This window comes from Bacillus swezeyi (assembly GCF_001969815.1).
Taxonomy (GTDB): domain Bacteria; phylum Bacillota; class Bacilli; order Bacillales; family Bacillaceae; genus Bacillus; species Bacillus swezeyi.
The window spans coordinates 1-1421 of the sequence record NZ_MRBK01000038.1; the positions used below are offsets into that span (position 1 = coordinate 1).

2 protein-coding genes and 1 pseudogene are annotated in these 1421 nt (G+C 49.3%); all 3 read left to right on the forward strand.

Annotated features, from left to right (window positions below; translation table 11 throughout):
• Window positions 1-256 (forward strand): annotated as a pseudogene (locus BTA30_RS20675) (hydroxymethylglutaryl-CoA lyase); the annotation flags it as partial.
• 16 nt (window positions 257-272) lie between these two features.
• Entirely contained in the window at window positions 273-1055 is a 783-nt protein-coding gene (locus BTA30_RS20680) for an enoyl-CoA hydratase (protein WP_076763679.1), read from the forward strand.
• Between the two features lie 21 nt (window positions 1056-1076).
• Window positions 1077-1421 (forward strand): carboxyl transferase domain-containing protein (locus BTA30_RS20685; protein ID WP_275667433.1); only part of this gene is annotated, 345 nt, incomplete at its 3' end.

The window sequence follows — 1421 nt, forward strand, 5'->3', positions numbered from 1 at the left end:
GATCGCGGCCATGGACATGGGCATCACTACATTTGACGGAGCATGCGGCGGATTGGGCGGCTGTCCTTATGCACCGGGTTCCTCCGGAAACGCCGCAACAGATGATCTCATCTATATGTGTGCCCAGATGGGAATTGAAACAGGAGTTGACCTCGGAAAACTTCTTTTGGCAGCCAAATGGATCGAAGAAAAAGCAGGGAGACAACTGCCAAGCCGAAATTTGCAGACAGCTAAATCATTGGACTGTTTTTCATGAAAAAGGAGGGAGAAAGGTGGAGTCCAATGTCTTATGTTCCATTCATCAACAATCAATCGCCATTGTAACTCTGAACAGGCCGCGGGCGGCAAACGCCTTATCGCTCGCGCTCTTAGAAGAGCTTCAGCACATTCTCCGCGATATAAAAGCCAATCCGGCCATCCGCTGTGTCATCATCACCGGAAAAGGAGATAAAACATTTTGCGCCGGCGCTGATTTAAAAGAAAGAGCACGTATGAACCGTTCAGAAGCGAAGCAAGCGGTATCTTTGATCCAAAGCGTATTTCATGAAATGGAAAAGCTGCCGCAGCCGGTGATCGCCTCTCTTAACGGCAGCGCCTTAGGGGGCGGACTGGAACTTGCATTAGCGTGCGATATCAGAATCGCGGCCGATCATATTGAACTCGGATTGCCTGAAACAACGCTCGCGATCATTCCCGGAGCGGGGGGGACTCAGCGGCTGCCCCGCCTAATCGGGCCCGGAAAAGCGAAAGAAATGATCTATACCGGCTGCCGCATCAGCGCGCAAAAAGCGAAAGACATCGGCCTTATCGAACATGTCGTTCCTTTATCAGCGTTAAAGGAAAAAGCCGAAAACATCGCACTGAAAATCGCAGCAAACGGCCCGGTTGCCGTCAGGCAGGCGAAGTTTGCCATTCATCATGGGCTAGAGACAAACATTGAAACAGGGCTTTCTATTGAACAAAAAGCATATGAACTGACAATTCCGACGAAAGACAGAACGGAAGGACTGAAAGCTTTTGCAGAAAAACGAACGCCCTATTATACAGGAGAATAAACCGAAACGGAGGGACAGCCGATGCCGGCCGAAAAAGAACTGAATGAACGCATCCGTCAAATCAAGAAGGGCGGAGCGCAAAAATATCATGATGCCAATGAAAAAAAAGGCAAATTGTTTGTCAGAGACCGTTTGAAGCTGCTGCTTGACGAAGACCTCGATCTTGAAGACGCTTTTTTTGCCAATTGTATGGCTGATGGACTTCCGGCTGACGGAGTCGTTACAGGAATCGGCAAAATCGGCGGACAAACCGTTTGTGTCATGGCCAATGATTCAACCGTTAAAGCGGGCTCATGGGGAGCGAGAACCGTCGAAAAAATCATCCGCATCCAGGAAACAGCCGAAAAGTTAAATTGTCCGCTCTTT